17 protein-coding genes and 1 pseudogene are annotated in these 25912 nt (G+C 59.4%); 11 read left to right on the forward strand and 7 right to left on the reverse strand.

What is annotated here, in order from left to right:
- Positions 1-179 precede the first annotated feature (179 nt).
- From MPN23_RS12095 to MPN23_RS12110, 4 genes are all read left to right on the forward strand, one after another.
- Entirely contained in the window at positions 180-2966 is a 2787-nt protein-coding gene (locus tag MPN23_RS12095; protein ID WP_243544449.1) for an autotransporter outer membrane beta-barrel domain-containing protein, read from the forward strand.
- A 579-nt stretch (positions 2967-3545) separates the two neighbouring features.
- Positions 3546-5462: a molybdopterin-dependent oxidoreductase gene (locus tag MPN23_RS12100; protein WP_243544450.1), complete on the forward strand. Its 1917-nt coding sequence runs from the start codon at positions 3546-3548 to the stop codon at positions 5460-5462.
- 64 nt (positions 5463-5526) lie between these two features.
- Positions 5527-5685 carry a hypothetical protein gene (locus tag MPN23_RS12105; protein WP_243544451.1) on the forward strand — a complete coding sequence of 53 codons (159 nt, stop codon included), beginning with the start codon at positions 5527-5529 and terminating at the stop codon, positions 5683-5685.
- A 158-nt stretch (positions 5686-5843) separates the two neighbouring features.
- Complete coding sequence (locus MPN23_RS12110; protein WP_243544452.1) at positions 5844-6992, forward strand: geranylgeranyl reductase family protein; 1149 nt, start codon at positions 5844-5846, stop codon at positions 6990-6992.
- A 7-nt stretch (positions 6993-6999) separates the two neighbouring features.
- Here the strand turns inward: MPN23_RS12110 and MPN23_RS12115 are convergent, their stop codons facing one another.
- The 3 genes from MPN23_RS12115 to MPN23_RS12125 are packed head-to-tail and all read right to left on the reverse strand — an operon-like array spanning position 7000 to position 9238.
- Entirely contained in the window at positions 7000-7779 is a 780-nt protein-coding gene (locus tag MPN23_RS12115) for an ABC transporter permease (RefSeq protein ID WP_243544453.1), read from the reverse strand.
- Positions 7776-8423 carry an ABC transporter ATP-binding protein gene (locus tag MPN23_RS12120; RefSeq protein ID WP_243544454.1) on the reverse strand — a complete coding sequence of 216 codons (648 nt, stop codon included), beginning with the start codon at positions 8421-8423 and terminating at the stop codon, positions 7776-7778. The genes MPN23_RS12115 and MPN23_RS12120 overlap by 4 nt, the downstream gene beginning before the upstream one ends.
- Complete coding sequence (locus tag MPN23_RS12125) at positions 8420-9238, reverse strand: tetratricopeptide repeat protein (protein WP_243544455.1); 819 nt, start codon at positions 9236-9238, stop codon at positions 8420-8422. The genes MPN23_RS12120 and MPN23_RS12125 overlap by 4 nt, the downstream gene beginning before the upstream one ends.
- A 298-nt stretch (positions 9239-9536) precedes the next feature.
- Here MPN23_RS12125 and MPN23_RS12130 point away from each other — a divergent pair, with 298 nt between their 5' ends.
- The 4 genes and pseudogenes from MPN23_RS12130 (at position 9537) to MPN23_RS12145 (ending at position 14241) form a co-directional block, all read left to right on the forward strand.
- The gene (locus tag MPN23_RS12130) at positions 9537-10097 is read left to right on the forward strand and encodes a helix-turn-helix domain-containing protein (RefSeq protein WP_243544456.1); all 561 of its coding nucleotides are present in this window, start codon (positions 9537-9539) and stop codon (positions 10095-10097) included.
- Positions 10098-10107: 10 nt separating this feature from the next.
- A pseudogene (locus MPN23_RS12135) lies at positions 10108-11755 on the forward strand (AMP-binding protein).
- Between the two features lie 207 nt (positions 11756-11962).
- Complete coding sequence (locus MPN23_RS12140; RefSeq protein WP_243544457.1) at positions 11963-12511, forward strand: helix-turn-helix domain-containing protein; 549 nt, start codon at positions 11963-11965, stop codon at positions 12509-12511.
- Positions 12512-12603: 92 nt separating this feature from the next.
- The gene (locus MPN23_RS12145; protein ID WP_243544458.1) at positions 12604-14241 is read left to right on the forward strand and encodes an AMP-binding protein; all 1638 of its coding nucleotides are present in this window, start codon (positions 12604-12606) and stop codon (positions 14239-14241) included.
- A 701-nt stretch (positions 14242-14942) separates the two neighbouring features.
- Here the strand turns inward: MPN23_RS12145 and MPN23_RS12150 are convergent.
- The 3 genes from MPN23_RS12150 to MPN23_RS12160 all read right to left on the reverse strand — a co-directional run bounded on the left by MPN23_RS12150 (position 14943) and on the right by MPN23_RS12160 (position 19452).
- Complete coding sequence (locus tag MPN23_RS12150) at positions 14943-15593, reverse strand: IS1595 family transposase (protein WP_243547368.1); 651 nt, start codon at positions 15591-15593, stop codon at positions 14943-14945.
- A gap of 2246 nt (positions 15594-17839) precedes the next feature.
- The gene (locus MPN23_RS12155; protein ID WP_243544459.1) at positions 17840-17944 is read right to left on the reverse strand and encodes a MetS family NSS transporter small subunit; all 105 of its coding nucleotides are present in this window, start codon (positions 17942-17944) and stop codon (positions 17840-17842) included.
- Positions 17945-17946: 2 nt separating this feature from the next.
- Complete coding sequence (locus MPN23_RS12160; protein WP_243544460.1) at positions 17947-19452, reverse strand: sodium-dependent transporter; 1506 nt, start codon at positions 19450-19452, stop codon at positions 17947-17949.
- A gap of 378 nt (positions 19453-19830) precedes the next feature.
- On the opposite strand from MPN23_RS12160, the gene MPN23_RS12165 reads away from it, so the two are divergent.
- Both MPN23_RS12165 and era read left to right on the forward strand, forming a co-directional pair.
- Positions 19831-20121, forward strand: coding sequence for a metal-sensitive transcriptional regulator (locus tag MPN23_RS12165; RefSeq protein ID WP_243544461.1), 291 nt, complete (start codon positions 19831-19833; stop codon positions 20119-20121).
- A 481-nt stretch (positions 20122-20602) separates the two neighbouring features.
- Entirely contained in the window at positions 20603-21511 is a 909-nt protein-coding gene (gene era, locus MPN23_RS12170) for a GTPase Era (protein WP_243544462.1), read from the forward strand.
- 469 nt (positions 21512-21980) lie between these two features.
- Here era and MPN23_RS12175 read toward each other — a convergent pair whose 3' ends face one another.
- Positions 21981-22619 (reverse strand): peroxiredoxin, encoded by a 639-nt coding sequence (locus MPN23_RS12175; protein WP_243544463.1) that lies wholly within the window; start codon positions 22617-22619, stop codon positions 21981-21983.
- Positions 22620-22835: 216 nt separating this feature from the next.
- On the opposite strand from MPN23_RS12175, the gene MPN23_RS12180 reads away from it, so the two are divergent.
- The gene (locus MPN23_RS12180) at positions 22836-25748 is read left to right on the forward strand and encodes an insulinase family protein (protein ID WP_243544464.1); all 2913 of its coding nucleotides are present in this window, start codon (positions 22836-22838) and stop codon (positions 25746-25748) included.
- The last annotated feature ends 164 nt before the right edge of the window (positions 25749-25912 follow it).

Consider the following 25912-nt stretch of genomic DNA (forward strand, 5'->3'; position numbering starts at 1 on the left):
CGACAATGCGATTTCATCCGGCCCATTATGAAAAACATGCGCCAAAGCGTGTCATGATGCGGATTTCGCCCGAAGTCGACGCCGGAACAATCCATGCCCTGACAACCCTTTACATATAAAAGGGATATCTCTACCATGTAGAATTCATCCGGATTTCAAAAACATTTTCAGGAGCAATAATGTTGAAACGCAAACTCGATACCATGCGAACGTTCGTAGGAACTCTGTCCCTGTGCGGCCTGCTGGCCCTTCCGGGAATCGCGCTTGCCGAATCGGCATACGTGCTTGGCGAAGGCACCCCCCAGACCATAGGCGGGGAGAGCACCAAAACCGATTTTACAAAAGACGATTTTGCAACGCCTGATGGGGCCACCGACTCCTTCAGCATCGTCTCCGGTAGCGTGAATAACGGTTCCGTGAACTTTGATGGAGAGGTTACGGGAACGGTCGACCCGTCGGAAACCAAGAAAAATCTTTACGGGGTCCGCCTTACCGGAACCGACAAGGCCGGTTCCAAGGTCACCATCGTCAACGGTAGCCTTAAACTAACCAACGGCAGTGGAAGCACCTGCGGCGTTGTTTCCGAACAGGCTGACACCACGGTGAAGCTCAGCAAGAATACAGCTATTACGGCAGACACCGGAGCCGAACTTTCCGGTGACAACGCCAAGGTTGATAACAACGGCACAATCACTGCCACAACCGGAGCCGAACTTTCCGGTGACAACAGCGAATTCAATAATTACGGCACGGTGACGGCCTCGGATGTGGGCGTTCGCATGACCGGCGACGATGCCTATTTCTACAATGGCGAAAACTGCAACATCACAGCTGACGGATCAGCCGAGACAAGCGTTGGCGTTGTGATCCAAAAGGGTGACGAGAACCAAACGAGTACCAACAACGGTACGATTTCGGGATTCGCGACCGGCATCGAGATGGGAGACGGCAAGGTCGAGAATTTGGGTCAGATAACTGACGCCAAGATCGGCATCAAGGCCGATTCCGGTACTGTCTCGAACATAAAAAACAGTGGGTCTTGTGGCACCATCAAGGCCGAAACCGGCATCGAGATGGGTAGCGGTACGGTCGAGAATTCCGGTCAGATAACTGCCACCGATGTCGGAATCAAGGTGGCTTCCCAAGGCTACATCACTAATGAAGGTTCCATTTCGGCTTCTCAGACCGGAATCGAGATGGTGAAAGGCGAAGCCATCAACTCCGGCGCGATAACCGATGCCAAGGTCGGAATCAAGGTCAACGCCACAACTGGCAGCAACTCTGTCACCAACAAAAGCGCCGGCACCATCTCGGCTTCCGAAACAGGCATCGATGTGGGATCTGGCAATGTCATCAACGACGGAACGATCAGCAATGCCAAAACCGGAATCAAGGTTGCCTCTGGCACTGCCCGCAACTACAGCTCGATCTCAGCGGACACCGGAATCGAAATAGAAAGCGGCCAAGCTTCCAACTCCGGTGAAATCGCCGCCAAAATCGGAATACTGGCAACGGGCAATGTGGATGTGAAAAACACCGGAACAATCACCAGTTCCGAAGCCTGCATCAGGGTTGATGCTGGCAACAAGTCCGTGACAATCACCAACACCGGCCAGCTGCTGACCACGGGCAATGGCTATGAAATGCGTATTGCCAGCGGCACGGCCACTCTGGCTGAGGGATACACCCTCACCCTTGACGGCACGCCGACCACCCCATCCATTCTTGTTGACAATGGCGCGACCCTGGATTTGGCAAATACGCCGCTGAAGGTTGAAGGAACGAAATACGAAACCGATTACACAGTGTTCGGGATGGACGGTACCGCAGCCATCAACGGCAAATGGGGGACAATGTCCACCCCGAATCCGAACTACGTGGTCACCTACACCAAGGGCGACAGCCGCGCCGACGACACGGTGCGTCTCGACTACAAGCCTGAGCAGTCCTCCTCCAACGTGTCCGCGGAAGTGGCCGAACTGTCGGTCATGAATGCGGTGAACGTGGTGCAGAACCGCATGGCCACGAACGCCATGATGCAGTCGCTGGCCCAGACCATGCTCGCGGAGAACGAATCCCCGGTCATGGTTGCGGATGCGCGCACCACGGCCACGGACATCGGCGGGGGCGTGCTGCCCGAGGACAAGGGCAACCATGACGTGTTCGCCATGCCCTACGGCTCCTGGTCCAAGTCCACACGTTCGCCCATGGGCTATGAAGCCACGGTCGGCGGCCTGACCCTTGGCTGGGAATACCAGAACGACAACACCGTACTCGGCATCCACGGCGGCTACGGCCGCGCAGGCATCGACTTCAACGGCAGCGGCTACACCCGGAACAGCGAGGATCAGGACCTGTTCACCCTCGGCGTGCATGCAGGCAAGCTGTGGGGCAAGTGGCTGCTTAGCGGTTCCATCACCCCGTATCTGACCCTGCACGACTACAAGGGCATGACCGGCGTGAACCTGACCGACCGCGAAAAGGCCGACTACGAGAGCTTCGGCTCGGTCAATCGCATCCTCGGCGGTTACCAGTTCGTATACGACGACAACATCTTCATGCCGACCCTCGGCCTGACGCACATCTGGATTCATCGCGATCGCTACACCACCAAGGTCACGGGCGGAACCGGAACCACCTACAATACGCTCGACGATCACGAGTTGCAGGCCAACGCGGGTCTGCGCTGGATGCGCAACATCGAATGCGACGGCTTCACGCTCGTCCCGTCCGTGTACGCAGGACTGCGTCAGACCCTGACCGATGGTTCGACCTCGACCACCCAGTCCGTGCCCGGAGCCACTCCTGTCACGGTCAACTCCAAGAGCGACCTGACCGCCGCCAACCTCGAAGCGTTCGTCTCCATGATCAAGGGCGACTGGACCTTCCAGCTTGGCTATGCCGGCGAAATGTCCGACCAGAATCAGGATCACGGCGCATGGCTCCGCGCCAAGTGGGCCTTTTAAGAAAAGAAATGCCTTCGGCGACCAGAGAACCCTTTGAAAAGGGGTTCTCTGGACTCTCCGAAACTTTTTGGTTCTACGCCGCCTGTGAGGGATGAGGGAACTTGTCCGGCTTGTCTGGCGGCGTAGGGAGCTGCGGAAAAGCGAAAGTTTTCGATATCGAAGAAAGAAACTCGGGGGAAACAGGCAAAGGAAAAGAAGCAAGTTTCTCTTTTGAAGCCAGCTACCCCGTCTTGAGAATTGGGAAAGGCCCGGTGAATGTCTCGACAGAGCATTCATCGGGCCTTTTTCAATTCTCAAGACAGAATGGGGATCCAAGGGGCCTTGCTCCTTGGCGGGTCCGGGCAGAGCCCGGCCCCCCGGGAGGGTCGCCGAAGGCATTTTCTCCCTTTCCGGTTCCGAAGCTGGCCCGGGAGGGTCTTGATCGACTGACGACTTGCGGATCATGTTTTTGCATGGAATAAGAGGATGGCAGAACGTCATCTTCGCACGCCGCATGCGTTCCCTTTGGTCTTTTCCTCCTTTTCCGCGGTGTGCAGCCAAAAAGTTTTGGGGGAATTCCCACCCCGGCAAGGAGTCGTGATGAAAACCATATCCGCATGCACGCTGGACTGCCCGGACTGCTGTTCGCTGATCATTGATTCGAAAAAGCGTGCGGTTCGCGGCAACCCGGACCATCCGTTCACCCGGGGATTCTGTTGTGCCAAGGGGAAACGCACCCTTGAAAGACTGGACTCCGACGAGCGTATTGTTGAACCGTTAATCAAGGAAAACGGCAGGTTACGAAGCGCTGATTGGAATGAGGCCCTGAATCTGGTCGCCGGGAGGATTCAGGCTTTGCAGGCAACGCCCGAGGCCATGCTGCATATTCACGGATATGGCTCCCGGGGTGTTCTGGCAAAGGCGTCCACCCGTTTTTTCGAGGCGCTGGGGGCGTCCACGCATCACGGAGCCCTGTGCGACGACACCGGAATCGAGGCGTGCCTGCGCGATTTCGGCGCGCTGGACATGAACGACCCGAACCAGATTCTCGAAGCTGGACGCATCGTGAATTGGGGCAGGGACCTGAGCCGAAGCTCCGTGCATATGCAGGAACTGGTGGGCAGGGCGCGCAAGGCCGGGACACCTGTGCTTTCCATTTCCCCGGGCGGAGACGGCAACCGCGACCTGTCCGACGAGATCGTCATGATCCGTCCGGGCACGGACCGTTTTCTGGCTGCGGCCGTGATTCGCAGGCTGCTGGAAATGGGTCGCATCCGCAAGAGCGTGCTGCGCCGCACATATGCGCCGGATGCATTTCTGGACCTGATCCGTTCCTGCGATGAAAACGCACTGCTCTCGGCCTGCGAGGTGCGGCATGCTGATCTGGACATGCTGTGCGAATGGTATGCGGACGAGACTCCGGTCGCCACGCTCCTTGGCTGGGGAACCCAGCGGCACGTGTTCGGCGGGGAGAACTTCCGGTTCATCAACGCGTTGATCATGCTGTCCGGCAACGTGGGCAGGCCGGGCGCAGGCGGGTATTTCAACATTTCCTCCACGCGCAATTTCGGACGCTGGAACGCTCTGCGCGATGGCCGGGAGGTACGGCCCGAGGATGTACCGGAGCGTCGAAGTTTTCTGCTGCCTGATCTGGTTCGGGAATTGAACCGGGCCGATCCGCCCGTATCCTTCATCTGGGTGGATGCCCACAACGTGGTCAACCAGATTCCGGACGCGGTCGGCGCGGCCATGGCCTTTGCCGATCCGTTCGTGGTGGTCGTGGATGGCTTCATGACCGACACGGCCCTGTGTGCGGACGTGATTCTGCCCCCGGCTTTTGCCCCGGAGCGGGAGGACGTGCTCGGCTCGTGCCTGCACGACTTCGTGAATCTGTCGGCCAAGGCAGTGGAACCTCGCGGAGCATGCCGCACGGATTTCGACATGCTGACCGATCTGGGGGCGCGACTGTCTCCGGCCATATCCTTTCCCGCACCGGACGATTGCCTGCGCACGGCGCTGGCCGATTCCGGGCTTTCACTGGATGAACTGAGGCGGAACGGATTTGTCCGGGGACCGCATGGAGAAATCGCGTTTCCGGATCTGCAATTCGGTCATGCGGACGGATTGTACCGTTTTCCCGAAAAACTCGATCCGGAACCGGAGCGCGATCCGGAATATCCTCTGCAACTGCTTTCGCTGGTACGCGGTTCGGCCCAGCATTCCCAGATGGCGGAGAAGGACCAGCGCGGCATTCCCAAGGTGTGGGTTGCCAGAAGCAATCCGGCGTGGGCCGCCATGGACCCGGCGCGGGATACGTATCTGGTCACGCCCATGGGATCGATGCAGGTGGCGCTGGAAACCGTGGAAGGGCTGCATCCCCGCGTCGTGATCATGCGCCGGGGCGGCTGGTTGATGTTCGGCCACAACCCCAATGCCGTGATCGAGCCGCGTCTTACGGACATGGGCGACGGCGCGGCCTATTACAGCCAGTGCTGCCGTCTTGAAAATCCCGAGTGACCGATCTGCGGTTTCGGGCGTATACAAAACTGGCAAGAACCTATCAAAGGGAAGGAGTGACCCTATGAAGCTGTGGAAGAAAATCGTTGTCGTGGCCTGCATTCTCGCATTCATGCTGCCTGCGTTCGGGTGCAGCGAGGAAGGCCCTGCCGAAAAGGCGGGCAAGAAGATCGATCAGACCGTGGACGATGCCAAGGACGCTGCCAGGAAGGCGTTCGAATAGCCGATTGTCCCGAATGTGCGCCGATGCCCGGCAGGACGGGATCGGGCATCGGCGCACCTGTTTCCCCTCCCTTTCTCAAGGGCGATTCCGCATTTTTCCCGGTGCTTGCATCGTGACATTCTTGCCTGTGCCGCGTCGGCAGTGTACAGGAAATGCCCATGACCACCCGATGTGACGTACTTGTTGCCGGTTGCGGTCCGGCCGGTTGCGCCGCGGCAACCGCGCTGGCCAGAGCCGGACGATCCGTGGTGATGCTGGACCGTGCGCAACTGCCCCGCCCCAAGCTCTGCGGCGGGCTGCTGACATGGAAATCCATGCAGTTGCTCGAAGCCACGTTCGGCCTGACCGCCGAACAGCTCATCCGCAGAAACGTGATCAACCATGTTTCGGAACGCTACTCCATTCATGCCGGGCACAAGGTGCTCAGTGCCGGGCCACTGCCGTTTCCCTTTCATTTCGTGAACCGCCGCGATTTCGACCACACGCTGCTCCAATGCGCGATTCATGCCGGGGCCAAGGTCCTGCCCGGGGAGCGGGTCGTGGAATGCGATGCGCACAGCGGGGTTGTCCGAACCGCGCAGGGCCGTACGTTTCAGGCCGGCCACATCGTGGGAGCGGACGGGGTGAACAGCGTGGTGCGCAAAAGTCTGCAACTGCCACGCAAGCAAAGGAACCATTGGCACAGGTTCATGGCCGCCGCCATCGAGATTTCCCTGCCCCTGCAGGCGTTTCCCAGACCCGTGGCTCATCCTGAATTGCATGTTGGATTTCTTGATGCCGGGTACGGCTGGGTCTTTCCCAACAGGGACAGAGTGGTTGTGGGCATTTGCGGGCTGAATTGGAAGAAATGCAATTTTGCCGGGCTGTTCAGAAAATATCTTGATTTTCTCAAGATAGAGGGGGTGCAGGACCTGGCCCTGCATGGACATCCTCTGCCCTACGGCAATTTCCTGTATCAGCCTGCGCGGGCAAAGGTGCTGCTGGCCGGAGACGCGGCCGGGCTGGTGGAACCCATGCTGGGCGAGGGCATCTTCTTTGCCATGTGTTCGGGCTGGTATGCAGGCAGGGCCATTGCCCGGGCTGCGGATTCCGGGGCCGGGGCCGCCTATGTGCGCCGCTTCCACCATTCGCTGCTGCCCGAGCTGGAATATGCCGGGCGTCTGCGCTGGCTGCTGTTCAAGACCATGAAGCGCATGGGACCGGGCTCTCTCGGACTGTTCGTGAACACGTCCACGACCAGACTGGCCGAAATGGTGCACGGCATTCGGTCGTACGCATGGTTGCGGCGCAAGAAATGGGATTTCTGATCGTTTTCTAGCGGATGACCGGGGCCTGCCCCGGGGTGAAGCAGCGTTTCCGGACCAGAGCTGTGGTGATGAGCACGCCGAGACAGGTGGAGGCCACGAGCATGAGCATGACCACGATCTGGTAGCGGATGGCAATGAGCGGGTCCGTGCCCGAGAGAATCTGACCGGTCATCATGCCGGGCAGGAACACCAGCCCCACGCCCATCAGGGAATTCACGGACGGAATCATGCCCGCCCTGATTGCGGAACGCAGGATGTCCCGGCTTGCCTCGCGCACGTCCGCGCCCAGCACGAGGCGCATTTCCACTTCGCCGCGTCGGGCCTTGAGGTCGGACAGAAGCCGTTCCAGTGAAATGGCAATGGCGGTCATGGAATTGCCCACGATCATGCCTGCCAGCGGAATGAAGTACTGCGGGTTCCACCACGGTTTCGCGCCCACGATCACGCCCACCACGAGATAGGAGACAAGGGAATAGGTCAGGAACATGGATACGAACACGGGCAGGGCGAACGGCACGCGTTTTTCCGTGACCCTGCCCCGAATGATCTGCGCGGCTGCCGCCACCATGACCAGAAACACGCCCAGAGTCAGGCTGCTCATGCGCAGGGCGAACACGAATTTCAGCACGTATCCCATGATGAACAGCTGGGCATAGCAGCGCACCGTGCCGATCAGCAGATCCCTGCCCAGCCCCAGCCCGTGGGCAATGGAAGCGCCAGCCGCCACCAGCACGAAAACCAGACACAATCCCAGTTGCAGCGGCCCGATCTCGATGATTCCGGTCATGCGGTCACCCTGCCGTTTTCCAGATGCAGCACCATGGAGGTTCCGGGCGGGGCTGCCTCGGAATGGGAGATCATGACAATGGTCTTGCCGCGTTCATGAAGCTGTTGCGCCATGTCCAGCACCACGTCGGCACTGCGCGCGTCCAGAGCGGACGTGGGTTCGTCCATGAGCAGGATTTCGGGATGCAGGAGCAGGCTGCGGATCAGGCACACGCGCTGGGCCTGTCCCACGGACAGCTCCCGTGCGTTGCGGTCCGGCGGCATGTCCAGAAGGAATCCGGCCAGTTGCTCGGCCAGTTCCGCATCGGTGGGCGGTACAAGCCCGGCATTGGCCCGAAAGGAGAAGGGGAGCAGCAGATTGTCGCGCACCGAGCCGTCCACCAGAGTCGGAGTCTGCTGCACATAGGCGACCCTGCGCCGCAGATCGGCAGGGGCCATGTCCCGCACGTCCGTGCCGTGGAAGCGCACAATGCCGGAGAGCGGTTCCTCCAGACGGCAGAACAGCCGCAGCAGGGTGGACTTTCCGGCCCCGGACGGACCGCGCACCAGTGCGTACGCGCCTTCCGGGATGTCCAGCTCGGCCTTCCGCAACACCTCCGGGCCGCCCGGATACGCAAAGGTCACGCTGGACAGGGAAAGGATCATTGCTCCTCGGCCTGCTTGTCGAGATAGGCCAGAAACTGCTGGGCCTCCTCGAAATTCGGATTCATTTCCAGAGCCTTGGCCAGATGTTCGCGGCACAGGGCCATTTCACCCTTTTCATAATAGGCCCGGGCCACGTTGTAGTGCAGGTTCTCGTCGTTTTCCACCAGCTCCAGTGCGCGGGCATAGTAGTCCACGGCCTGATCAAGGAGTCTGGACTTGCGCAGGTTTATGCCGAATTCGTTGAACAGATGCTTGTGGTCCGGGGCAAATGCCGCGTCCAGAGAGACCACGCGCTGGAAGATGTCGTTGGCCTTGGTGGTGTCGCCCCGCTCCATGTAGGTCAGGCCGAGCCCGAAGTTGGCGCGCACGTTTTCCTCGTCCACGTTCAGGGCGGACTCGTATTCGAACTGGGCGCTGTACAGCGCGCCCTGCTCGCGCTGTTCCTCGGCGCGTTTCAGGGTCGCATCCAGCTCCTTGAGCTTGGGAAAGACCTCCTTCTGGTAGAACTCCAGCTCCGGGCTGAACTTTTCCAGAAAATCGCCGAGCGGCACCTCGTCCTTGGGACCGGACGGGATGTTGTTCTTGTTCAGGGGCTGGACCAGAATCGTGCGGCCCTTTTCCGGGTCGGTCGGACCTTCCTCGGCAAACCAGTAGGTCTTGAGGATGGTCTTGCGGACCGTGGTTCCGGTCCCGATCTTGTCCACGGACTGGGTGGAAAACACGCCGGAAATCCTGTCCCGCTTCACGTCCGCGGGGATTTCCGCGGCCGGTATGGCCTCGTCCGGGGCAACCTTGTTCTTCTCTGTATCAGACACCGCTGTCCTCGCGTTGATTTTCATGTTCCGGGCCGGTTCAAAATTACACTGCGCCAGTACGGAACGCAACCGCGTCCCGTGGAAATCCCGGGCCATGCATATCATCGACTTTTGTCCGGCTTTGCGGTAACTGGGTCGATTCCCGGCGGAACGAGCCTTGCGCAGACTGCCGACGCTGGCCGTTCGGGCGTTGCCGCCTTTTTGCCGGCCCGTCCTGCTGCTCGCCGCCGTTTACATACAATTTCCGAATTACTTACTCGAAACCGCCTTTGCGCGGGTCGGAAAGGAGACTGAGGACATGGAGAGGAAGATCGGTAAACGCATCCGGAATTACCGTGAAAAACAGGAACTGAGCATCAGGGATCTCTCTGGCAGAACCGGACTGAAGGAAGAATTTCTCACAGCGGTCGAGGAAAACGAAAACTATCCGTCCCTTGGGCCGCTGCTCAAGATAGCCCGCGCACTGGGTGTGCGTCTGGGCACTTTTCTGGACGATCAAGTGAGCCGCGATCCCCTGATCGTGCGGCTGGATGAACGAGATCAAGAAATGACCATGCATGCCGGCGGAACGGCCGGCTTCAAATATCACTCTCTGGGGCGCGGCAAGACCGACCGCCACATGGAACCGTTTTTCATTGAAGTACTGCCTGAGACCCGAGACGACACCACGCTGAGCTCCCATGAGGGCGAGGAGTTCATTCTGGTCCAGTCCGGCAGGGTGGCCGTGATCTACGGCAAGGAAGAGTCCGTGCTCGAAGCGGGCGATTCGGTCTACTACAACTCCGTGGTGCCGCACAACGTGCGCTGCGTGGGCGATGAAAAGGCCGAAATCTACGCTGTCCTGTATTTTCCGGAATAGGGGGGACGGCATGACTCGACCCGAAGTACGCGACATCACTCTCGGCCAGCTGCTGGACGAGACCGTGGAAAAGCACGGTGACAACGAGGCCGTGGTCTTTGTGGACCGCGACTACCGCCTGACCTATCGCGAGTTCGCCAATCAGGTGGACGACATGGCCAAGGGGCTCATGGCGCTGGGCGTGAAAAAGGGCGAAAAGGTGGCTGTCTGGGCCAACAACGTGCCCTACTGGATCACGCTCCAGTTCGCCACGGCCAAGATCGGCGCCATCCTGCTCACCGTGAACACCCATTACCGGACTCACGAGCTGGAATTTCTGCTCCGGAATTCCGAGGCCGAAAACCTGTTCATCATCGGCAGGTACCGGGATCACGACTACCTGAGCACCACCTACGAGCTGATTCCGGAACTGCGTCAGCAGGAACGCGGACATCTGCACACGGAAAGGTTTCCGCACCTCAAGCGCGTGTTCTATCTCGGCCCGGACAAGCACCGGGGCATGTATTCCGTGCCCGAACTCATGGCGCTTTCCGCCATGGTCACGGACGAGGAATATCAGGCGCGGCAGGACGAGCTGGACCCGAACGACGTGGTGAACATGCAGTACACGTCCGCGGACCACGGGCTTTCCCAAGGGCGTGCAGCTCACGCATCGGGGCATCGGCAACAACGGCTACTGGATCGGAAAGAACCAGAACTTCGGTCCCACGGACCGGCTCTGCCTGACCGTGCCCCTGTTCCACTGCTTCGGCTGCGTGCTCGGCGTGCTGGCCTGCGTGAACCACGGGGTGACCATGGTGGTGCTGGAGGATTTCGACCCGCTGCAGGTCATGATCTCCATCGAGCAGGAAAAGTGCACGGCGGTGTACGGCGTGCCCACCATGTTCATCGCGGTCCTGCAACACAAGGTCTTCGAAAAGTTCGATTTCTCATCCCTGCGCACCGGCATCATGGCCGGATCGCCCTGTCCCGTGGAAGTCATGAAGAAGGTCATGGACCGCATGAACATGCGCGAAATCACCATCTGCTACGGCCTGACCGAGTCCAGCCCGGTCATGACCCAGACCGTGATCGGCGATTCCCTGAAGCACATGACCGAATCCGTGGGCGCGGCCATGCCTGCCGTGGAAGTGCGCGTGGCAGACCCGGAAACCGGCGAGGAATGCCCGCACGGCGTGCAGGGCGAGGTCTGCTGCCGGGGCTACAACGTGATGAAGGGGTACTACAACAACCCCAAGGCCACGGCAGAAGCCATCGACCGGGACGGCTGGCTCCATTCCGGCGATCTGGGCGTGATGGACGATGACGGCTATCTCTCGATCACGGGCCGGCTCAAGGACATGATCATCCGCGGCGGCGAGAACATCTATCCCCGGGAGATCGAGGAATTCCTGTACACCATGGAAGGCGTGAGCGACATCCAGGTGGCGGGCGTGCCGTCCGGCAGGCTCGGCGAGGAAGTGGGCGCGTTCATCATCCTCAAGGAGGACGCGGACCTGCATCCCGAGGACATCAAGGACTACTGCCGCGGCAGGATCGCGCGCTACAAGATTCCCAAGTACGTTGCCTTCGTGGAGGAATTCCCCATGACGGCAAGCGGAAAAATCCAGAAATACAAATTGCGCGAACTGGGTGGCGAACTCTTCCCGGACGCGTAGTTTTCACCACGAATATTCGCGAACAAGCCGGGGGAACGGGCGAATTGGGTCCGTTTCCCCGGCTTTTTCGGATTCAGGTCCGAAAAAAACCGTACTCGCGGGATTTGCATCCCGTACGGATCGCGATTACCAGAGGTTGAAGCGGAGCTGCGGCTTCGAATCCTTTCACAACTTCCCAATCGGGCGAAAGCCCGCAAGGAGCAGGCAATGGAGCAGTACAAGGACATTGCTCCGAGGCTGGCGGGGATTCGGGATGACATCGGGTGGACGGTCGAGGAAATGGCCGATCTGCTCGGGCGCACCCCGGAAGAGGTCACCCGGTTCGAGTCCGGCACCGAGGAAATACCCGTGGGGTATCTTCTGGACGTGTCCCGGCTCTGCCGCGTGGACCTGACCACGCTCATCTCGGGCAAGGAACCCCATCTCAAATCCTATGCGCTGGTGCGCAAGGGCGAAGGGTTCTCCGTGGACCGACGCAAGGACTACGACTACAAGAGTCTGGGCTACAAGTTCGTGGGCCGGGAAATGGAGCCGTTCCTGATCCGCGTTCCGGCCAAGGAACGCGACACCATGACCGACACCAGCCACCGGGGACAGGAGTTCATCTACATCCTCGAAGGCCGTCTCGAAATGCGCATGGGCGAAGAATATCTTGAGCTGGAGCCCGGCGATTCCATCTACTTCAACTCGGAGACGCCCCACGCCCTGCGTGGCATGGGCGGCAACGAAGCCGTGTTTCTCGACGTGATTCTTTAGGGCTGACCTGAAACAAAGGTCCGCCCGTTCCAAACCCCCTGTTTGGCGAAGAGATCAAGGTTAACCCTGAAGAATCACGGAGATACAGCAACATGCAAATCAAGAAACATTTCAACGACTACAAGGAATTTCGCGAGCAGTACGTTCTGGACTGCCCGGAAAACTTCAATTTCGCCTTTGACGTTCTGGACCACAAGGACCCGGCCGAGCTGGCCCTGATCCACGTGGACGACAAGGGCAACCGCCGGGAATTCGATTTCGGATTTTTTCAGCAGACCTCGCGCAAGCTGGCCAATGCGCTCAAGGCCAAAGGCGTGAAAAAGGGCGACCGGGTCATGTTCATCCTGTTCCGCAGGGTGGAGTACTGGACCGTGATGCTCGCCCTGCACCGCATCGGCGCGATCCCCATTCCGTCCCCGTCCCTGCTCACGTCCAAGGACATCCGCCAGCGCGTGAACTACGCCAACGTCAGCCTGTTCATCTGCGAGGACTCCGTGGCCGAACGCGTGGACAAGGTGCGCGCGGACTGCCCCAATCTGCGCCTGTGCGTGCAGATGGGCGATTCCGAGCCGCACGAGGGCTGGGAGGACTACGAGACCCTGCTTCAGGGCGGCGATCCCGAATATCCGCGCCCGGACGACGCGCCCGGCGGCGACGACCCCATGGTCATCTTCTTTTCCTCGGGCACCACGGGGCTGGCCAAGATGGTGCTGCACGACTACGGCTACGCGTTCTCCCACTACACCACGGGCGTGATGTGGCACGATCTGAAGCCCGGCGACATCCACCTGACCGTGTCGGACACGGGCTGGGGCAAGTCGGTCTGGGGCAAGTTCTACGGCCAGTGGATGGCCGGAGCCGTGATTTTCGTCTGGGATTTCCGGGGCAAGTTCCACCCGGAACAGCTGCTTCAGGTCATGGCCGACAACAGGCTGACCACGTTCTGCGCTCCGCCGACCATCTACCGGTTCCTTGTGCGCGAGGATCTGTCCAAATACGACCTGTCCTCCCTGCGCCACTGCACCACGGCCGGCGAGCTGCTCAACCATTCCGTGTTCGATGCATGGAAGGAGGCGCTGGGCCTGTCCATCTACGAGGGCTACGGCCAGACCGAAACCACGTTGCAGGTGGCGACCTTCAAGTTCATGAAGCCCAAGCCCGGGTCCATTGGCAAGCCCGTGCCCGGCTGGGACATCGCCCTGCTGGATCGGGAAGGCAACAAGGTGCCTCTCGGCGAGGAAGGCGAAATCTGCATCCGCATCGACAAGCCCGTGCTGGGCCTGTTCGACGGCTACATGGACGAGCCGGAAAAGACCGCGTCCGTCAAGTTCGACGGCTGGTATCACACCGGCGACAAGGCATGGGCCGACGAGGACGGCTACCTCTGGTTCATGGGCCGCACCGACGACGTGATCAAGAGCTCGGGCTACCGCATCGGCCCCTTCGAGGTCGAATCCGCGATCATCACCCACGAGGCCGTGGTGGAGGCCGCCGTGACCGGCGTGCCCGACCCGGTGCGCGGCATGGCGGTCAAGGCCACCATTGTCCTTGCCCCGGGCTACGAGCCGTCCGAGGAACTGACCAAATCCATTCAGGCGCAGGTCCGCAGCGTGACCGCGCCCTACAAGTACCCTCGCATCGTGGAGTATGTGGACGAGCTGCCCAAGACCATCTCCGGCAAGATCAAGCGTGCGGAAATCCGCGCCAACGACATGAAGAAATACAAGTAGTCGTTCGGCGGCGATCATTGAAGACAAAAAACGGCCCTTCCGCATGGAAGGGCCGTTTTTTTGTCTGGGGCTGTGCCAGCTTGGCGGGCTGTGCCGGGCGAAACAATTCGCCGTCAACTGCGCACCAGCTTGTTCAGGGAAGGTTTCGCCCTTCCCTTGCAGGATGGCACGGCGAATACGGCGCGGCTACGCGCCCTGAAGAGATAGGGGTGCACCAGCTTGGCGGGCTGTGCCGGGCGAAGCAATTCGCCGTCAACTGCGCGCCAGCTTTTTGAGGGAAGATTTCGCCCTTCCCGGGCGAATTACTTTTATTCCAAGGCGGATAAAAGTAATCAAAAGCCGCCTTTTGGGACCGCCACAGCCGTGCGCGTTTCCTACTTGATCAAGGCTGTTCTGCCGTGCGTCCGCCGCAGGAACGGATGCCTTAATCAAAGGGAAACGGTGAAAGGTTGGTTGGGCCGGGGGAGCTTGGTAGGGGTGAGGCGATCTCTCACGCCCGGAACAGTATTCCCTACTTAGACCGGATTTCGGCTCGCGAGGGCTTGGAACCAGTTGAAGCGACCGAAGCCGGGGCGATGCGGTTTCCGCAGGAAACGTCGCAATCGCCCGGCGGGAGGCCGCTACTGGTTCCTGCCCGAGGGAGGCGGGAGCACAGTGCGTAGAGGCTTTTTTTCGTTTATTTTTGGGGCTGTACCAGATAACTAGCCCATATGCTTCTTAACCCACTGTCTCAACTGTTTAAGTTGGCTTCGCGGATTGCTGTTGTTAAAACGCCACTCGCATTCCTTCAAAAAGAGATGGAAATGCTTGGTCGGAATGCCGTTGAATTTTCTCATGTGACGCTTGGCCTGGTTCCAAAAGTTCTCAATCCCATTGATGTGATTCTGGCTGTCGGCGAACAGCTTGGAATGGTTGATCCTGAAGTGCTTGAACTCGGACACATCAAGGACATTGTAGCCGTACCAGCAATCTGAGTAAACGACGCTGTCGGGCTGAATCTTCTCTTGGATAATCGGCATCAACGTTTTGCCCTTGGCGTCGGGAATCACCTGTGTGTATACCTTCCCGCCTCTTTTAAGAATTCCGAACACCGGCACTTTCCCTGCGGCCCCACGACCACGTTTGCCCTTTCGTCTGCCGCCGAAATAGCTTTCATCAACTTCAAATTCGCCGAAAGCCATTCCTTCGCTGGACTCTTCTTCGGCTATAATTTCACGAAGCCGGTGAAAATAGTACGCAGCCGTTTTGAAGTTCACACCGACCAGATCAGCGGCACATCGTGCTGTTGTCCCAGCTACAAAATGCTCAATCAAACGGAGCTGCTTCTTGCGATCTAAACGGCTCTTTCGCATTGCCATACCGATACCCCAACGGAGTTATCTGGTACAGCCCCTTATTTTTTTGCCTCAACAAAAAAATGAACTCGCCCGGGAAGGGCGAAATCCTCACCTGCCAAGATGGCACGGCAAAGGCGGCGCGGCTACGCGCCTTGAAGATATGGGGTGCACCAGCTTGGCGGGCTGTGCCGGGCGAAGCAATTCGCCGTCAACTGCGCGCCAGCTTTTTGAGGGAAGGTTTCGCCCTTCCCGGGCGAATTACTTTTATTCCAAGGCGGATAAAAGTAATCAAAAGCCGCCTTTTGGGACCGCCTCGGCCGTGCGCGTTTCCTACTTGATCAAGGGTGGTCTGCCGTGCGTCCGCCGCAGGAACGGATGCCTTGATCAAAGGGAAACGGTGGAAAGATGGTTGGGCCGGGGGAACTTGTCACGCCTTGCGCGATGTCCCTTACCGTGACCGAATTTCGGCTCACGAGGGTTGGAACCAGTTGAAGCGACCGAAGCCGGGGCGATGCGGTTTCCGCAGGAAACGTCGCAATCGCCCGGCGAGAGGTCGCTACTGGTTCCTGCCCGAGGGAGGCGGGAGCACAGTGCGTAGAGGCTTTTTTTCGTTTATTTTTTTGCCTCAACAAAAAAATGAACTCGCCCGGGAAGGGCGAAATCCTCACCTGCCAAGATGGCAGGGCAAATACGGCGCGGCTACGCGCCTTGAAGATATGGGGTGCACCAGCTTGGCGGGCTGTGCCGGGCGAAGCAATTCGCCGTCAACTGCGCGCCAGCTTTTTGAGGGAAGGTTTCGCCCTTCCCGGGCGAATTACTTTTATTCCAAGGCGGATAAAAGTAATCAAAAGCCGCCTTTTGGGACCGCCACAGCCGTGCGCGTTTCCTACTTGATCAAGGCTGTTCTGCCGTGCGTCCGCCACAAAAATGGATGCCTCGATCAAAGGGAAACGGTGAAAGGTTGGTTGGGCCGAGGGAGCTTGGTAGGGGTGAGGCGACCTCTCACATCTGGTACACTGTCCCTTGCCCAGATCGAATTTCGGCTCGCGAGGGCTTGGAACCAGTCGAAGCGACCGAAGCCGGGGCGATGCGGTTTCCGAAGGAAACGTCGCAATCGCCCGGCGAAAGGGCGCTACTGGTTCCTGCCCGAGAGAGGCGGGAGCACAGTGCGTAGAGGCTTTTTTTTCGTTTATTTTTTTGCCTCAACAAAAAAATGAACTCGCCCCGGGAAGGGCGAAATCCTCACCCGCCAAGATGGCACGGCAAAGGCGGCGCGGCTACGCGCCTTGAAGAGATGGGGGTGCACCAACTTGGCGGGCTGTGCCGGGCGAAGCAATTCGCCGTCAACTGCGCGCCAGCTTTTTGAGGGAAGGTTTCGCCCTTCCCGGGCGAATTACTTTTATTCCAAGGCGGATAAAAGTAATCAAAAGCCGCCTTTTGGGACCGCCCCAGCCGTGCGCGTTTCCTACTTGATCAAGGCTGGTCTGCCGTGCGTTTGCCGCAGGAACGGATGCCTTGATCAAAGGGAAACGGTGGAAGGTTGGTTGGGCCGAGGGAGCTTGGTAGGGGTGAGGCGACCTCTCACGCCCGGAACAATATTCCTTACTTAGACCGAATTTCGGCTCACGAGGGTTGGAACCAGTTGAAGCGACCGAAGCCGGGGCGATGCGGTTTCCGCAGGAAACGTCGCAATCGCCCGGCGAGAGGTCGCTACTGGTTCCTGCCCGAGGGAGGCGGGAGCACAGTGCGTAGAGGCTTTTTTTTCGTTTATTTTTTTGCCTCAACAAAAAAATGAACTCGCCCGGGAAGGGCGAAATCCTCACCTGCCAAGATGGCACGGCAAAGGCGGCGCGGCTACGCGCCTTGAAGAGATGGGGGTGCACCAGCTCGGTCCCCCGTGCCGGGCGAAGCAATTCGCCGTATGCGCTTTACCATCTTGTTTGGTGGGGATTTCGCCCTTCCCGGGCGAATTACTTTTATTCCAAGGCGGATAAAAGTAATCAAAAGCCGCCTTTTGGGACCGCCCCGGCCGTGCGCGTTTCCTACTTGATCAAGGCTGTTCTGCCGTGCGTCCGCCACAAAAATGGATGCCTCGATCAAAGGGAAACGGTGAAAGGTTGGTTGGGCCGAGGGAGCTCATCACACCATGTCAAACATTCCTTACCCAAACCGGATTTCGGCTTGCGAGGGCTCAAAAAAAATCGCCCCGGTATGGGGATATACCGGGGCGATCTGTTGCACAGCGTTATGTTGTCGCGAATCTAGTCTTCAGGCGAGCCTTTCAGGGCCCTGCGGATGCAGAGGCTGGCTCCGCCCCAGGTCAGGGTCAGGCCGAAGGCCATCATCAGGATGGATTCAATGCTCATGACTACTTCCTTTTGGTGAATTCGTCGTTGACCAGAGCGTACGTGTGCACGCCCTTTTCGAACTGCAGCCCCACGCCCAGAATGACCATGCCGAACAGCACGAGCCATCCGCATACGCCAAGGGCCAGCGTGGAATAATCACCGTAGTTGTTGCTCAGGTCGCCGATCAGGTTGGACAGGGTGATGTACCCCAGCACGATGGGAGTCACGATGCGCAGCGCCACCTTCCAGATGTCGCCCACATTGAATTCCGACGTGGCATTGATGTGCTTGCGCAGCACTTCGAGGTTGCAGAACCAGCCAACCAGAATGATTTCGATCAGGCAGCAGCCGATGATGCCGAAGTTGTTGACGAAGTGGTCAACGATATCCAGCAGGAACAGGCCGCCGTTCATGGTGTACATGACGGAGGCGAGGAAACCCAGACCGCAGACCAGCGCGGCAGCCGCAGTACGGCTCCAGCCGAACTTGCCGATGATGGCGGACACGACCGCTTCCACGATGGAGATCATGGAGGACAGGCCGGCCAGCACCAGACACAGGAAGAACAGCGGGCCCAGCACATAGGGCATGGGCAGCAGGTTGATGGCCGCAGGCAGGGTGATGAAGGCCAGACCAACGCCGGAGCTCACGACCTGATCGATGGCAACGCCCTGCTGGGCAGCCATGTAGCCGAGAACGCCGAAGATCATCAGCCCCGCGAGCATGGAAAAGCCGCAGTTGATGAACACGGTCATGCAGGCGTTGTTGTTGATGTCCGACTTCTTGGGCAGATAGCTGGAATAGGACAGCATGATGGCGAAGCCGATGGACAGGGTGTAGAAAATCTGTCCGTAGGCATCGGCCCAGACCTTGTAGTTGGTCAGGGCGGAGAAATCCGGCTTGTACAGCCAGTTGAAGCCGTCCGTGGCACCGGGCAGAAATGCGATGCGGGCGATGAACACCAGCACCAGCAGGAACAGCACGGGCATGAATATCTTGTTCAGCTTCTCGATGCCCTTGCGCACGCCGCGGAAAATGGCCAGAGCCACCACGGCCCAGGCTGCGGTGTTGGCAAAGAAGATCGGCCACACGATCGAGCCGAGCTTGATCGGGCTGCCGCCGAGCTGAAGATATTCTCCGAAAAAGAACGACTTGGTGTCCGGTCCCCATGCCTGGGTAAAGGACATCACGAAATAGGAAATGGACCAGCCGACAACCGTCACGTAATACGTGGCGATGGCAAAAGCCACCAGGACCTGCGTCCAACCAAGCCATTCCCAGCGGCGATTGAGCGAAGCGAAAATCTTGGGCGCGGCGCCGCGATACCGGTGCCCAAGGCCGAATTCCATGATCATGAACGGAATGCCGGCGGTCAGCATGGCGAAAATGTACGGAATGAGAAAGGCTCCCCCACCATTCTCATACGCCATGTACGGAAACCGCCAAATGTTGCCCAGACCGATGGCAGAACCGACGGCCGCCAGGATGAACCCGGTCCGGGACCCCCACGTCTCACGTTGACTCATATCAACCAACTCCTTGTAATACATCTCGATTCCTTTCGGAACCGTTCCAACGGGTGATAAAACAACCTGCGCGCGACGGGTAGGACACGCACAGGCAAGGCGTTTGACATAGGAAACTCTGTGGGCAAAGTCCAGTCCCATACTTGCAAAGGCGAAAATTTATTTGTCCGTTTTTGAATTTTTGTTGGTTCCTGCCGTACTTTTACGCATTTTATTTTGCTGAAAACCCATAAAAAAATGGTTTCATGGTCCGATTCCAGTGGGCGCTCGGCCGGATTCCGCTTCCGGGCTTGCCCGCCAAGGCCCAAGCCCGTATGATGCATTGTGTACCCGGGTATGGTATCGACTCGTCGATCGGCCCGCCAAAAGGAGACCGCAATGCAGGACACCACACCGGAACAGGAAGCGATCACCAAGAACGTGCTGGCGCGCATGCGGCGCATCGAGGGACAGGTGCGCGGCATTCAGCGCATGATCGAGGAAGGCAAGGAGTGCGAAGACGTGCTCATTCAGGTCCGGGCCGTGCGGTCCGCATTGCAATCCTCGGCCAAGCTCATGCTCAAGCGCTATCTGCTGCGCTGCCACGCGGAATGCGCGGAAAATCCGGACGGGCAGCGGGAATCCATGGAAAAGGCCGTCAAGGTCGTCACCAACTTCATCGACGGCTGACCAGCGGGGCGGAGACGGCCCGATTGCTGCGTTGCTGTGCCTGCGGCAACGCCTCGCGTATCAGGGGACGCGTCGGCCCTGCCTCGGGCTTGCGCCTTGCGCCCGAACCACCTTTCCACACCTCCGATGGGCGGCCCGGATTCAGGCCTTTCGGAGAATGGGGGCTTTGGTGACCAGACCATTTTTCATGGAAAGCTCCGGGCTCTCCTGTTCGTTTTGCCGCTATCCGCCTGAAAGGCGTGAGGGAGTTTGCATGGCGGCGCAGTGGGTTGCCAAAGCGCAAAGTCGGATTTGTCTGGCAGGATTCGGGGCAAGCCGGAAAAAGGTGAAAAATTTTATTCGACAGATTATCGTTGAGTTCCCGGCCCAAGACCTGTAAGGCGGGGGTGTCCCGGACCGGGACGTCAATCGAAACATCATCCATGGCAATGAACCGGACACGAACCGAGTGTGGACCGAAGCATTGCGGAGGCAGAAAACTATGCATAAATTCGGCATGGTGGCCCTGATCGGGCCGCCCAATGCGGGCAAGTCCACTCTCATGAACCAGTATCTGGGCCAGAAGATTGCCATTGTCTCGCCCCGGCCCCAGACCACGCGCAACCGCATCAGCGGCATCCTGACCACGGATGACGCTCAGGTCGTGTTTCTGGACACCCCGGGCATTCACCGGCTTCGCGGCCGCATGAACCGGTTCCTGCTGGAATCGGCATGGAACGCCATGGCCACCGCAGACATGGTCGTGGTCATGCTGGACGGCGCACTCTACGCGTCCAAGCCCCATCTGCTGGAAAAGGAGATCGCACCGCTGGTCAAACCCGTGGATCAGGCCGGACGGCCCGTGATCGTGGCCATCAACAAGGCGGATCGACTCAAGGAAAAGGCCCAGCTCCTGCCCGTGCTGGAACGCGCGGCAGAACTCTGGCCCGGAGCCGAAATCTTCCCCATCTCCGCGCTCAAGGGCAAAGGGACCGACGCGCTTCTGTCCAAGATCATGGAACATGTGCCCGACGGGCCGCCCATGTACCCGGAAGACCAGATTTCCACGGTGCCGCTCCGTTTCATGGCCTCGGAGATCATCCGCGAAAAGCTTTTCTATCATCTGCGTCAGGAGCTTCCGTATTCCACGGCCGTGGAAATCGAAGCATGGGAAGAGCAGCCCGAAGAGGATCGCACCATCATCAATGCCGTGATCTACACGTCCCAGAAGAATCACAAGGGCATGATCATCGGCAAGCAGGGCGAAACCCTCAAGTCCGTCGGCACCCAGGCCAGAAAGGAAATCGCCGAACTGCTCGGCACGCGCGTGCACCTCGAACTCTGGGTCAAGGTCCGCTCCGGCTGGACCGAAGATCCCGGCTTTCTGCGCGCCCTCGGCCTCGGAGACTAGAAGAGGCCTTCGGCGACCCTCCCGGGGGGCCGGGCTCTGCCCGGACCCGCCAAGGAGCAAGGCCCCTTGGATCCCCATTCTGTCTTGAGAATTGAAAAAGGCCGGATACATGCCCTGTCGGGACATGCATCCGGCCTTTTTCAATTCTCAAGACGGGGTGGCTGGCTTCAAAAGAGAAACTTGCTTTTCTTTCTTTACCCATTTCCCCTGAGTCCTTTTTTTTCGATAGCGCAATCGTCCGCTTTTCCGCAGCTCCCTACGCCGCCATACGAACCGGACAAGTTCCCTTATCCCTCGCAGGCGGCGTAGAACCAAAAAGCTTTGAAGAGCCCCGAGAAACTTTCACGAAAGTTTCTCGGGTCGCCGAAGGCCCATCAAGACATTGCCGCCCCGACCGGGTGAGGTCGGGGCGGCGGTGTGGCGTTGCAACAGGAAGCTGGAGTGTGACGGCTTGTGTTGCGAGATATGTCTATTCGTCGTTCAGGGCCTCATAGACCTTGCCGACCAGTTTTTCGCCTGGGGTGAGGGTCTTTTCGCCCGGGGTCCATTTGGCCGGGCAGGCCTCGGCCGGGTGGTCGATCAGGTAGGTGTTGGCCTCCATCTTGCGGAACAGTTCGTCCGCATTGCGGCCCACGTTGTAGAAATTGACCTCCGAGGACACGAGCACGCCTTCGGGGTTGATGATGAACGTGCCGCGCAGGGCCAGCCCGGTTTCGTAGTCCCACACGTCGAAAAAGCGGGACACTGCGCCGGTCGGGTCCGCGGCCATCCTGAACTTCACATCCCCGAGCATGCGCTCGTCAGCCTTCCAGGCCATGTGCGTGAACTTGGTATCCGTGGACACGGAAACCACTTCCGCTCCCAGCTTGACCAGATCGGCATGCCGGGAGGCCAGATCCGCCAGTTCCGTGGGGCACACAAAGGTGAAATCCGCAGGATAGAAGAACAGGATCACCCATTTGCCCTGTTCGCGCAGCTCGCCCAGATCAACCTCGGCAAACGCGCCCTCGGCGGGATCAAAGGCTTCCAGCGTGAACTCGGGCACCTTCTGCCCGACCTTGGCGAATTCCAGCATTTCCTCGTGTTCGTGATCATGTCCGCAGCTCATGTTCGTTCTCCTTATGAAACGTGTTTCGATTTCCTATCTAGGAATGATTGCCATTTTCAGTATTTCTAAGCACAGGGAAAGCAGTCGTCAAGTTTTTTTTGCATTTCATCGCGCTTTGAAGGCTCGGGCCTGATAGTGTATGGAGTGGAAGCCGGGACGGCCTGCGCCGCGCCCGCACCCATGGCCATGAAAAAACAAGCTGGAGAGATGAAGCATATGAAATACGGTTTCGAGAAAGTCCGCGAAATGGAAATACCGGAGCTGGCCTCCACGGCCGTGCTGTACCGCCACGCCAAAACCGGAGCTCGGGTGCTCTCCGTGGTCAACGATGACGAAAACAAGGTGTTCGGCATCAGCTTCCGCACCCCGCCCGAGGATTCCACGGGCGTGGCGCACATTCTGGAGCATTCGGTACTGTGCGGCTCGGAGAAATACCCGGTTCGGGAGCCGTTCGTGGAGCTGCTCAAGGGGTCGCTCCAGACCTTTCTGAACGCCCTGACCTTTCCGGACAAGACCTGCTATCCCGTGGCCAGCGCCAATGTCGCGGATTTCTACAATCTGGTGGATGTGTATCTGGACGCGGTGTTTCATCCCCGACTCACGGAAAACACCCTGCGTCAGGAGGGCTGGCATTACGAGACCGAGGGCGCGGACAAGCCCCTGTCCTACAAGGGCGTGGTGTTCAACGAGATGAAGGGCGCGTATTCCTCGCCCGATTCCCTGCTCTACGAATACTCCCAGCACTCCCTGTTCCCGGACACGACCTACGGCCTTGATTCGGGCGGCGATCCGGCCGTGATCCCGGACCTGACCTTCGAGAAGTTCATGGACTTCCACCGCACCCATTATCATCCGTCCAATGCCTACGCCTTTTTCTACGGGGACGATGATCCGGACAAGCGGCTGGAGATTCTGGACCGCGAATTTTCCCGGTACGAACGCATTGATGTGACCGGAACCCGCGTGCCGCTTCAGCCCCGTTTTGCCGACGCCGTGGCCGTGAAAAAACCGTATCCCGCGTCCGAACGCCTTTCCAAGGGCATGTTCACCGTGAACTGGATGCTGGCCGAGACTGCGGACGCAAACCTGAATCTGGCCCTGCACATTCTGGATCACATCCTGATCGGACTGCCGTCCTCGCCCCTGCGCAAGGCGCTCATGGATTCCGGGCTGGGCGAAGATCTGGCCGGGGTCGGTCTGGAAGGGGACATCCGCCAGATGTTCTTTTCCGTGGGGCTCAAGGGCATTCACCCGTCCAACGCCATCAAGGTGGAATCCCTGATCTTCCACACCATCAAGGAATTGGTGGAAAACGGCATTGATCCCATGGACGTGGAAGCTGCGGTCAATTCCGTGGAATTCGATCTGCGCGAAAACAACTCCGGTTCCTATCCGCGCGGCCTGTCCCTGATGTTTCAGGCCCTGTCCACCTGGCTGTACGACAGCGAGGACGGAACCGAGGGTGATCCCTTCGTGCTGCTGCCCTTCGAGGAGCCGCTGCGCAACATCAAGGCATGGCTGGAACAGGGCGAAAGAATCTTCGAGGAACTGCTGGCCCGTCTGTTCCTGCACAACCCGCATCGCACCACGGTGCAGCTCGACCCGGACCACAAGCTGGCCAGGACGCTGGCTGCCGAGGAACGCGCCCGTCTGGATGCGGCGCGCAAGGCCATGTCCGAACAGGATGTGCAGCGCGTCATGGACGAGGCCGCCGAGCTCATGCGGCTTCAGGCCGAACCCGATGCGCCCGAGGCACTGGCGACCATTCCCCGGCTGGCCGTGGCCGATCTGCCGCGCGAGAATCAGCTCATCCCCACCGAGGAACGCACCGCTTCCGGCGCGCCCGTGCTGTTCCACGAACTGCACACCAACGGCATTGCCTATCTCGACCTCGCGTTCGACATGTCCGGCATTCCGGATCGGCTGCTGCCATACGCCTCGGTCTTCAGCCGCGCCCTGCTGGAAATGGGCACGGAACAGCGCGGCTACGTGGAATTCTCCCAATGGGTGGCGCGCATCACCGGCGGCATCTGGGGCCAGATTCACAACACCCCGATTCTGGATTCCGACATTGCAGGCTCCCGGCTCATTCTCCGGGCCAAGGCCACGCACGAACACGCCGCCGAAATGGCGGAAATCCTGCGCGAGGTCCTGACCTCGGCCAAGCTGACCGACCGCAACCGCTTCCGCCAGATCGTGTCCGAGGCCGTGGCGCGCGTCGAACAGCGCATCGTGCCGTCCGGGCATCAGGTCGTGGCCACCCGTTTGCGCGCCCGCTCGCATCGCGCCCATGCCATGGAGGAAATGATCTCCGGCGTGAGCAACCTGTTCTTCCTGCGTACCCTGCGAGATCGCGTGGAAAACGATTTCCGCCGCGTGGCCAAGGAACTGGAGGAATTCCGGTCCCTGCTTCTGCGCAAGAACGGCCTGCTGCTCAACGCGACCATGGATGCGGACGGATTCCGCGCCCTTGAACCGGAACTGGCCGCCATTGCGGACTGCCTGCCGGAAAAGGATGCGCCCGCACAGGAACGCGCGCCCATGGACCTGCCCGCCGTGGAAGGCATGACCATCCCGGCACAGGTCAATTACGTGGGCAAAAGCTGCAACGTGGCCGAACTCGGCTTCGCCTTCACCGGCACGGCACAGGCCGTGAACAAGCTCCTGCGCACCGGCTACCTCTGGGAACGCGTGCGCGTGCAGGGCGGGGCCTACGGTTCCTTCTGCATCGTGGACCGGCTGGGCGGCACCCTGTCCTTCATCTCCTATCGCGATCCGAATCTGGACAGAACCCTGACCGCCTATGACGCGGCAGCCGACCATCTGGCCAATCTCGAACTCTCCCGCGACGAACTCGAAAAATCCGTGATCGGCGCAATCGGCGAGCTCGATCAGTACATGCTGCCCGACGCCAAGGGCTATACCGCCCTTGCCCGGCACCTGTCCGGCCAGACCGACGAATACCTCCAGACCCTGCGCGATCAGGCCCTTGCCGTTACCGAACAGGATTTCCGCGACTTTGCCGAGGCCGTGCGCCTGACCGCTGAAAACGGCGCGGTCTGCGTGCTCGGCCATGAACCCGGCATGGACGCATCCGAACTGGAATTCGTGAAAACTCCGGTATTGTAGGAAAAGAAATGCCTTCGGCGACCAGAGAACCCTTTGAAAAGGGGTTCTCTGGACTCTCCGAAACTTTCTGGTTCTACGCCGCCTGCAAGGGATGAGGGAACTTGTCCGGCTCGTTTGGCGGCGTAGGGAGCTGCGGAAGAGCGGAAGTTTTCGCTATCGAAGAA

The organism is Pseudodesulfovibrio tunisiensis, assembly GCF_022809775.1.
Classification (GTDB): domain Bacteria; phylum Desulfobacterota; class Desulfovibrionia; order Desulfovibrionales; family Desulfovibrionaceae; genus Pseudodesulfovibrio; species Pseudodesulfovibrio tunisiensis.

Bases quoted from the DNA above. Each gene is read 5' to 3' on its own strand.
- MPN23_RS12155 (WP_243544459.1), bottom strand. From the start codon at position 17,944: ATGAGCATTGAATCCATCCTGATGATGGCCTTCGGCCTGACCCTGACC.
- MPN23_RS12140 (WP_243544457.1), top strand. From the start codon at position 11,963: ATGGAGCAGTACAAGGACATTGCTCCGAGGCTGGCGGGGATTCGGGAT.
- MPN23_RS12145 (WP_243544458.1), top strand. From the start codon at position 12,604: ATGCAAATCAAGAAACATTTCAACGACTACAAGGAATTTCGCGAGCAG.
- MPN23_RS12105 (WP_243544451.1), top strand. From the start codon at position 5,527: ATGAAGCTGTGGAAGAAAATCGTTGTCGTGGCCTGCATTCTCGCATTC.
- MPN23_RS12115 (WP_243544453.1), bottom strand. From the start codon at position 7,779: ATGACCGGAATCATCGAGATCGGGCCGCTGCAACTGGGATTGTGTCTG.
- MPN23_RS12095 (WP_243544449.1), top strand. From the start codon at position 180: ATGTTGAAACGCAAACTCGATACCATGCGAACGTTCGTAGGAACTCTG.
- MPN23_RS12110 (WP_243544452.1), top strand. From the start codon at position 5,844: ATGACCACCCGATGTGACGTACTTGTTGCCGGTTGCGGTCCGGCCGGT.
- MPN23_RS12120 (WP_243544454.1), bottom strand. From the start codon at position 8,423: ATGATCCTTTCCCTGTCCAGCGTGACCTTTGCGTATCCGGGCGGCCCG.
- MPN23_RS12130 (WP_243544456.1), top strand. From the start codon at position 9,537: ATGGAGAGGAAGATCGGTAAACGCATCCGGAATTACCGTGAAAAACAG.
- MPN23_RS12160 (WP_243544460.1), bottom strand. From the start codon at position 19,452: ATGAGTCAACGTGAGACGTGGGGGTCCCGGACCGGGTTCATCCTGGCG.
- MPN23_RS12180 (WP_243544464.1), top strand. From the start codon at position 22,836: ATGAAATACGGTTTCGAGAAAGTCCGCGAAATGGAAATACCGGAGCTG.
- MPN23_RS12165 (WP_243544461.1), top strand. From the start codon at position 19,831: ATGCAGGACACCACACCGGAACAGGAAGCGATCACCAAGAACGTGCTG.
- era (WP_243544462.1), top strand. From the start codon at position 20,603: ATGCATAAATTCGGCATGGTGGCCCTGATCGGGCCGCCCAATGCGGGC.
- MPN23_RS12175 (WP_243544463.1), bottom strand. From the start codon at position 22,619: ATGAGCTGCGGACATGATCACGAACACGAGGAAATGCTGGAATTCGCC.
- MPN23_RS12100 (WP_243544450.1), top strand. From the start codon at position 3,546: ATGAAAACCATATCCGCATGCACGCTGGACTGCCCGGACTGCTGTTCG.
- MPN23_RS12150 (WP_243547368.1), bottom strand. From the start codon at position 15,593: ATGCGAAAGAGCCGTTTAGATCGCAAGAAGCAGCTCCGTTTGATTGAG.